Source organism: Vulcanococcus sp. DEBay_Sum22DG08_74, from assembly GCF_017852955.1.
Lineage (GTDB): Bacteria > Cyanobacteriota > Cyanobacteriia > PCC-6307 > Cyanobiaceae > Vulcanococcus.
Window position 1 is genome coordinate 1 of the sequence record NZ_JAFMKL010000073.1, and the last position, 8,710, is coordinate 8,710.

Here is an 8,710-nt window from a genome sequence, read left to right on the forward strand (position 1 = left end):
TCGATGGTGCAGGTGGTGTTCAACCAGAACGCCGACATCTACCGCGCCCGCCAATCGGTGGCGGAGCGGCTGCAGCAGGTGAGCGCCCAGCTGCCCGCCAACGCCGACGCTCCCGAGGTCTCCCCACTGGTCTCGCCACTGGGCACGATCCTGCAGGTTGCCTTCACGGTGACCGGCGATGGCGCCACATCGCTCATGGATCTGCAGCAGCTGATCCTACGCTCTTACCGCCAGTCAATCCTGGCGGTGCCCGGCGTCGCCCAGGTCACGATCTACGGCGGCGATGAGCAGCAGTTTCAGGTGCTGCTTGATCCCCAGGAGCTGCAGGCTCAGGCTGTCTCGCTCCAGGCGGTGATGGAGGGTGTTGGCTCGGCGATGGCTACCAGCCCTGGGGGCTTCCTGATCGGGGGTGGCCAGGAGCGGTTGATTCGCCCCCTGGCTCAGGTTACGCAGGTGAGTGATCTCGCCGATGCGGCGGTGCAGAGCGAGCAGGGACGCCCGGTACTGCTCTCCACCTTGGGCCAGGTGAAGCGCGGTGTGGCGCTCAAACGCGGTGATGCCAGTTTCAACGGAAATCCCGCCGTTGTGCTGATGGTGATCAAGCAGCCCGATGTGGATACACCCACCGTGACTCGGGCGGTGGAGCAGCGGCTGACTGAGTTGAACCGCACGCTGCCTAACGATGTACAGGTCCAGACCACATTTCGTCAGAGCAATTTCATCGATAGTGCCATCCGCAATGTGAGCGAGTCGCTGCTCCAGGGGGTGGTGATCGTTTCGGTGGTGATCGTGCTGTTTCTCATGAACTGGCGCGCCGCCGTGATCAGCCTCAGCGCCATTCCGCTGTCACTGCTGATTGGCCTGATGTTGATGAAGAGCCTGGGCCTGGGCATCAACACCATGACCCTGGGTGGGCTGGTGGTGGCGATCGGTTCGGTGGTCGACGACTCGATCGTCGACATGGAGAACTGCTATCGGGGGCTGCGCCGCAACCGGGCCAGCGACACGCCCAAATCGCCCCTGCAGGTGGTGTTCGACACCTCGGTAGAGGTGCGCCAGCCCGTGCTGTTCTCCACCGTGATCATCGTGGTGGTGTTTGCGCCGATCTTTTCGCTCACCGGCGTAGAAGGGCGCATCTTTGCGCCGATGGGCCTGGCTTATCTTCTCTCCATCGCGGCCTCCACATTGGTGGCGGTGACCCTGTCACCCGCGTTGTGCGCGATCCTGCTTGCGCCTGCGGAGCTGCCAGAGGAGAACACCTGGCTGGCTAACCAGGCCGAGCGGCTCTACCGCCCGATCCTGGATCTAGTCCTGCGCTCACCCCAGCGGGTGCTGGCGATCGCACTGGCCCTGATCGTGGCAACCACCCTGATCTTGCCGGCCTTGGGGCGGGTCTTTCTTCCGGAATTCCGCGAAAAGTCATTGGTGAATTCGATGGTGTTGTATCCAGGTGTGTCGTTGGAGATGACCAACCGAGCGGGGCTTGCACTGACCCGTTCCCTGCAAGACAACCCTTTGTTTGAGTGGGTGCAGGTGCGCACGGGCCGCGCTCCCGGTGATGCCGATGGGGCCGGCGTGAACCTGGCTCATGTGGATGTGGAACTGAGCGATCAAGCCATGGCCAATCGGCCCGCTGCCATCGCCGAGCTGCGGCAGGCGTTTCAGAAGCTGCCCGGTGTGGCGCCCAACATCGGCGGCTTCATCTCGCATCGCATGGATGAGGTGCTCTCGGGGGTGCGCAGTGCCATTGCAATCAAGATCTACGGCACCGATTTAGGCGAACTGCGCCGCATCGGTGAGGCGGTGGAGAAGGCCATCAAACCCATTGATGGAGTGGTGGATCTGCAGTTGGAACCGCAGCTGCCGATTCCCCAGGTGCAGATCCACTACGACCGCCCGCTCGCGGCGGCGCTCGGGCTCACGGTGGAGGAGCTGTCGCAAGCAGTGGAGATCGCGCTCAACGGCAAGGTGGTGGGCCACGTGGTGGAAGGGGGTGTGCGCAGCGATGTGCTCGTGCAGCTTCAGGAGAATGCTCGCCAGAACCTGGAGGCCATCCGCTCGTTGCCGGTGGCCTTCAGCAATGGCATGACCGTTCCTCTCGGCAGTGTTGCCTGGGTTGAGGAAGGTCTGGGGGCCAACATCGTCAACCGAGAAGATGTTTCCCGCTTGATTGTGGTCTCGGCCAATGTCAACGGTCGGCCCCTTGGCAGTGTGGTGAAAGATATTCAGCGCACCATCACCCGGGATGTGCGTTTACCTCAGGGCTACACCATTCGCTATGGCGGTCAATTTGAATCAGAAGAGCGGGCAACCGCGTCTCTGGTCTTCTACAGCGCTGTTGCCGCAGTGGTGATCGGTGTGCTGATGGTGATTTCGGTGAAATCAGTGCCCGCCACAGTGGCGATCATGCTCAACCTGCCCCTGGCCCTGATCGGAGGTGTGGTGGCGGTGTTGCTCACGGGAGGAGTGCTATCGATCGCCTCGTTGATCGGCTTCATCACGCTGTTTGGCATCGCCGTGCGCAATGGGTTGTTGCTGGTGGACAACTACAACCGCCGCCACGGCGCAGGGCAACCCCTGGGCGAGGTGATCCGTGAGGGAAGCCTGGAGCGCCTCAACGCCATCCTGATGACAGCCCTCTCCTCGGCACTCGGAGCCTTGCCTCTTGCACTCGCTTTCGGGGCCGGGAATGAAATCCTGCAACCGTTGGCTGTGGTGGTGCTCGGTGGATTGATCACCTCCACGGCCCTGACCCTGCTGGTGCTCCCGGCGCTCTATGCACGCTTTGGCCATTGGCTGCTGCCCGCCCGCGACGGTTCGGCGTCGTCTCTTGCCTCTCTCCCGTCATGAACCTGAGCCTTAACCACCTCACGCATCACCTGCGCCAACCCGGCGTGCTTCTTCCTCTGGCGATCTCCGCATCTCTGCTGGTTGGAATCGGTGTGGGTCGCCAGAGCAGCCGGCCGGTCTCTGCGCCATCGGTTGCGGCGATGGACCGTGCGGATGCCAATGGCAGCGTGGCTCTCAGCGAAGACCAGCTTCGGCGATTGGGATTGACCACTGTTCGCCCCGAACTGAGCTCGGGCACGGAACGTCCGATCACTGGTTTTGTTGAAGCAGCAACATCGTCGCGCTCAAGCGTGGGGATGCCTGTGGCGGGACGTGTTTTACGTCTGATGGTGTCACCGGGCACCCGTGTTCGTGCTGGCGAACCGATCGCTGAAGTCCAAAGCGCTGATGCGGCTGCTGTACGCGCCGATGCCGATGCAGCGCAGGCCACGGCGCACTCGCTCGCATACCTGTACCGCCTTGCCGAACCCATGGCACGGCAAGGTGCACTCTCGACCCAGGAGCTGGAAAGCCGCCGCATCGCCAGCGTTACAGCCGCGACGACAGCCAGGGCAGCCGCTGCCAAGGCTTCAGCGCTAGGGAAGCCTGATGATTCAGGGCGTCTGTTGATTCGCAGTCCAATTGCCGGTCAGGTCACTGCTGTGAGCACCTCACCCGGTGCCGTCCTGTCTGTGGGGGAAGACGTGGCCCAGATCAGTGATGTCACAGGGGGTGAGCTTCGCTTCCTCGTGTCACCGGGACTCGCCACGAACATCAGGACCGGACAGCTGCTGCGCGTTCGAGCGGGAGCTCAGACGCTGCAGGCACGGGTGATCGCTGTGGCACCTGATGCGCAAACCGCCGGGCGCGTGATGCTGCTCCGCGCGCAACCTATTGATGCTCAACTCCCACCGATCGGAACAGCTATCACGGCCTTTGTGCAGATCCCATCCTCCGAGCAACGGTTCATTGTTCCGCAGGATTCCATTGCCCTGATCAATGGATCACCGGTGGTCTTTCGCTATCAACGGGGGGCTGTGGAACAGGTTGCTGTGGTGGTGGCCCAGCAAACGGCGGGGCAAGCGGAAATCCTTCAGGGTGTTCGTCAAGGTGATGTGCTCCTGAGAGGCAACACGCAGATGTTGCGCAACGCACTGGATGCTTCCAAGGACAGCAGCCAGAACTGAGTGAAGTTCAGCAACCCGATCAAACCGATGGCATCCTTGAGATGCGGTCAACTCTCTGGCTTCGCTGCGGCCGTGCTGTTCGGATGCAGCGCCCCACTGATCAGTACGTTCACGGCCAGCGGTTCGTCCCTGAGCATTGCCGGGTTGCTCTACGCAGGGGCGACTCTGGCTCTGGCGATTGTTCGGCTGATGAAAGGCCGAACCCAGGATGAAAGCCCCCTCCAACGGCGTGATGCGCCTGCCTTGGCTGGGTTGATCCTTCTGGGCGGGATCGTCGGGCCCGTTGCCCTGGTTCACGGCCTGGCGCGGTTACCAGCCGCATCGAGTTCACTGTTGCTCAACCTTGAGACCGTCTTCACCCTGGCCATCGCTGTTCTGGTGGGGCGTGAACATCTCGGCAAACGCGGCGCTGCGGCAGCAGCGCTCACCATCGCTGGGGCCATCGTTCTTTCGGATGGATCACTCGGCGGTGTCAATGCCACCGGAGCTGCCCTGATCGCTCTGGCGACCCTGGCCTGGGGGATCGACAACAACCTCAGCCAACGCCTGAGTCTGCGCGATCCGATTCAGATTGCCACCGTCAAGGCACTGGGTGCATCGCTGCCCATGCTCGTTCTTGCCTGGGTCCTGGGGCATCCCTTTCCACCTGCCACCGTCTGCGCGGCCTTGCTGCTTGTCGGTGCACTGGGCTACGGCCTTTCGATCTGGCTGGATCTCCTGGCGTTGCGGGATCTGGGTGCAGCGCGGGAAGCCGTGATCTTTTCCACAGCGCCTTTTGTGGGCGCCTTGTTTGCGCTTGTGGTGCTGCGTGATTCCTTCACGCTGAACCTGAGTGTTGCCGCCGGATTGATGGGGTCAGGCGTCGTTCTATTGCTGAGGGAAGAACACAGCCACTGGCATCAGCATCATGCGCTGCGCCACGACCATCGCCACTGCCATGACCTAGCAGCAGGCGATCTCCACCACGAGCACGAGCACAGCCCGCAGGAGCTCGAGGGGATGGACACCGATCACCCCTTCTGGCATGCCCATGAACACGAGCATTCCCAAACCGCCCATGCACACCCGCATGTGAGCGATGTTCACCACAGGCATCCACATTGAACAAGCACCATGCCACCAGAAACCCCCGAGCAATGCCCGAGGGTCAAGGGTGAATCACCATTCCAATGGCAATGATCGGTCGAAGCTGCTGGCGTTGGCACCTGGGGCCGAACGTTCCAGGTGTGGGTTGCTTTGATCTCCTGGGGCACCTGTGGCGGCGCAAACGGAGTGTCGATCAGTCAGGCGTACAGAGTGAGGCGGCTTTTGATGCCCTTCCTCGACATGCCCGGCTGAACGACCCGCCCACGGTTGGGTGAAGACTGTTGGAGCAGGGGCCTGCAGTCAGCGTGCTTCTTGTGCTGCTCGGGTGGGGTGTCAGCCATCGGTGGCGCCTCCTTGTGTTGGTCTCTCCAGATTCACTGACCCTGCGGGCATCTGCAATCCGAGTAAGCACCCATTGCCTCGCGGTCGCTGGTGCACAAGAGTTGAGGTTTGGACAGTGGATTGCGGACGGAACCCTTCTGGGTTGTTTCCTCGTCCCGCATGGACTTTTTCAAGCGTCTCGTTCTTGGTGCCAGGGCTCTACTGCCCCTGGTCACCCCCCATCTCCCCCAGGCCTCGGCGCCTTGTCAGCACACCCTCGAGGCCTTCGAGCAGGGTGACTGGCTCGCTGAGCTGGACCTACTGCAATTGGGTCAGAGCCTGCAGCTCAAGGCACTGCGCTGCGGCGGCTACGACGGCCATGCCTTTGACCTGATGGTCGCCATCGCCGATGTACTGGAGGCCGATCACGGCTGGAATTTTGAGCAATCGGAGGCCTGGCTGACGCGGATGGGGCTGTGGGAGGAGGAGCTCTAGACCTCGTCTTGACTGCCTCTGCCCCGCGCGCGTCAAGGTCCATTCGCGTCCAATCGGGCTGTGATCGCAATTCCTTTCTTTTGACGTTTGGCTGGTCTCCGTGCGCTGATGGGTCGGTGCTTGTTCTGAGGTGGTGGTTGGCTGAGGTTCCTGATGCAATGGCACCACACATCAGTGTGGAAAACCAATTGCCGGCCGATCTCTTCGACGCGATGGTTTCTTTCATTGAGCGCCACCCCCAATGGGATCAATACCGGCTGATGCATTCGGCCGTTTCCGGATTCCTCTTTCAGCAGGGCTGCTAAGAGAACCCGGTCGTGCGTCACTACCTCGACGGGCTCTTCCGCAAGCCAGATGAAGTCACGCGTTAGCCCGCTGAGGTCGATACCAGACCCGCCGCTTTCAGCTTGCGGGCCATCTCCAGAAGATCCGGTGTGATGTCATCCGGTAGCGCCACTGGTGCGGTGTGGGACTGGATCGCGTTCACCGCCACCCCCTGACCTCTGCGTCGCTGCAGCGCTTCCTTACGCCGACTGGAGCTCAGCCAGCGGAGATAGATGCGGCGATGCACATCCACGCCATGGCCCATCCAGGTGGCCATGTCGTCGTCAAAAGCCTCCGCTGTCTCGACCGAGGTGGCACAGCGAATGGCGTAGGCGTGACGCAGGTCATACGGCCGAACCCAATCCATCCCTTCTCCGTCCGCGATCGGGGCCCAAAGCTTCTTCAGACCCTTCCGCTGGAATTCCTTGTAGAGCGCGTTCGAAACAGCCACATTGTTCACGGCGATCTTCACGCCGGAGACCTCCGCAAACCGCACCTTCCAGCGGGCGTTGAGTTGGCCGTGGACTTGGTCCCAGTTCTCCCGCAGGCCGTAGCGCTCCACCCAGGCCTCCGGGATGGCAGGAGCGAAGTGCTCGCTGGTCTTGGTCTTCATGTCACCGGGGATGCTGATCCAGCCCTGGCGATCGATCCCCTCGGCGTGCCAGAGCTCGTGGGGACGGAGGCCGTAGGTGGCGATACAGCCGAACACCCATTGGTGAAATGGCTCCAGGCGGTCCAGCCAGTGCTGGAGGTCCTCATCAGTCGGAATGACCCGCACCCGCATTGAGGACGCCTTGCGGATCTTCTCCGCGGCCCCTTTGGGTCGCATGTCTCTGAGGCGTTGCAGCTCGGCCGTCAGGTCCATCTGCCCACTGCGATGAATCTGGGAGAGCGTCTCGATTCGACGGTTGAAGCTCTTGAGCTGGAGGCGTGGGTCGTGTTCCAGCACCCAGGCCTGAAGTCGCCTGGCTTCGACGGGGCCTCTGAACTGGGCAATCCTCTTGCGCAGATCATTGATGGAGTGGGCCCGGCTGCCCTCTTTGCAGATCCGAAGCTTGATATCGGCAATGCAGGCCTCCGCCAGCTCGGACCAGTCAGACCCGCTGGCAACAGTTCGGCGGCTCTGTGGCGTCGGCCAACTGCCTTGCCGATGGCCCTGGATGCAGAGATCGCGTGCTTCCTCGATGTCGTCTCGACTGCACCAGCGCTTCGGCTTGAGCGAAAACTCGTTGACCTTACGACCGCCTTCCATCTCGCGTACGTAGATGTATGGGCTGGCTGCATGCCTACGCAGCCGGAAGCGCGAGTGGCGGATCTTCAGCTCATGGACGCACTGTTCCCAGAAGGGGGCTGGTTGCAAACCGGTCTCACTCATGGCTCGGGTGCGCCGCAGGACCCTGTGAGTGTTCCCCAGAAACGTGCTGAGTAGTCAGCACGTTTTGGCTACAAGCAGCCCCAAGTCGTCACAAGTGGCTCAGAATGGTCCCGGCTGTGGAATCCCTGAAAACCCAGTCCCAGACAGCAAAAAGCCCCGCCGAAGCGAGGCAATAAGCGATGGCTCGGGGGAGACTTGAACTCCCGACCTTGGGGTTATGAATCCCACGCTCTAACCAGCTGAGCTACCGAGCCGCGGTGAGGTGATTGTAGAGGATCGCCGTGCCGAAACCCTGTTCGCAGCTGCGATCAGGCCCTAGGGGGAAGCATTTGAAGCGGATTCACCGCTCCACGGCCGGCGGGGATGATTTCGAAGTGCAGGTGGGGACCTGTACTCCGCCCGGTGCTGCCCATCAGGGAGATCACCTTGCCCTGGGGCACGACCTGACCAGCACGAACCAGGATCCTGCTGTTGTGGCCGTAGCGGGTCAAGGTTCCGTCGGCATGCCGCAGCTCAACGAGATAGCCGTAGCCACCGCCATGCCAGCCAGCGGAGACCACCTGACCCGATTTAGCCGCAACGATCGGCGTTCCGATGTTGTTGGCAATGTCGATGCCGCGGTGCATCCGACCCCAACGCCAGCCGTAGCCGGAGGTAAAGATGCCCTTGGTCGGCCAGACCCAGGCACGGTCATTGAAGTTCTCCCCGTCGCCGAACCCAAAGTCGGGTTGGTCGGGCCAGCTCAGACCACCGGAGCCAACGGGCTTCAGACCCAGCACCATGCGGCTGCGACCAGCACTGGCTTGGGCGATACGAATCGGCGTACCAACAACGAGCTGGGCTCCCCGGAGACCGGGATTCAGCTTCAGGAGTTTCTGGATGCTGAGGTTGTAGCGCTGGGCAACCTTGGCCAGGGTGGTGTCACCGCGGCGGATGCGAGCGGTCTCGCTGGGCTCCGGCGGTGCCTCAAGGGGTGGGGTGCGTCGCAGCTCAGAGGTGTCGACAGCGGAAACCGTCTTGACCTGCTTGATGGTGGTACTGGGGAGAACCATCCATTCACTGCGGCCAAAGACGTGATCGGCCTTGACGTCGT

General features: G+C 62.0%; 7 protein-coding genes and 1 tRNA gene. 5 read left to right on the forward strand and 3 right to left on the reverse strand.

What is annotated here, in order from left to right; translation table 11 throughout:
- From QZ184_RS08340 to QZ184_RS08360, 5 genes are all read left to right on the forward strand, one after another.
- A partial coding sequence (locus QZ184_RS08340) for an efflux RND transporter permease subunit (RefSeq protein WP_296419040.1) occupies positions 1-2,850 on the forward strand: 2,850 nt, incomplete at its 5' end.
- Positions 2,793-4,016 carry an efflux RND transporter periplasmic adaptor subunit gene (locus tag QZ184_RS08345; RefSeq protein ID WP_296415020.1) on the forward strand — a complete coding sequence of 408 codons (1,224 nt, stop codon included), beginning with the start codon at positions 2,793-2,795 and terminating at the stop codon, positions 4,014-4,016. The genes QZ184_RS08340 and QZ184_RS08345, both read left to right, overlap by 58 nt.
- Before the next feature lie 27 nt (positions 4,017-4,043).
- Entirely contained in the window at positions 4,044-5,120 is a 1,077-nt protein-coding gene (locus tag QZ184_RS08350; protein ID WP_247478417.1) for a DMT family transporter, read from the forward strand.
- A gap of 483 nt (positions 5,121-5,603) precedes the next feature.
- Entirely contained in the window at positions 5,604-5,918 is a 315-nt protein-coding gene (locus QZ184_RS08355; RefSeq protein WP_247478422.1) for a hypothetical protein, read from the forward strand.
- Between the two features lie 137 nt (positions 5,919-6,055).
- Positions 6,056-6,223, forward strand: a complete 168-nt coding sequence (locus QZ184_RS08360; RefSeq protein ID WP_363159692.1) for a DUF2811 domain-containing protein — start codon at positions 6,056-6,058, stop codon at positions 6,221-6,223.
- 62 nt (positions 6,224-6,285) lie between these two features.
- Here the strand turns inward: QZ184_RS08360 and QZ184_RS08365 are convergent, their stop codons facing one another.
- The 3 genes from QZ184_RS08365 to QZ184_RS08375 form a co-directional block, all read right to left on the reverse strand.
- Positions 6,286-7,617, reverse strand: a complete 1,332-nt coding sequence (locus QZ184_RS08365) for a hypothetical protein (RefSeq protein ID WP_296415025.1) — start codon at positions 7,615-7,617, stop codon at positions 6,286-6,288.
- A gap of 180 nt (positions 7,618-7,797) precedes the next feature.
- Positions 7,798-7,871, reverse strand: a tRNA-Met gene (locus tag QZ184_RS08370).
- A 54-nt stretch (positions 7,872-7,925) separates the two neighbouring features.
- On the reverse strand, positions 7,926-8,710 hold a 785-nt coding region (locus tag QZ184_RS08375; RefSeq protein ID WP_296419042.1), incomplete at its 5' end, for a M23 family metallopeptidase.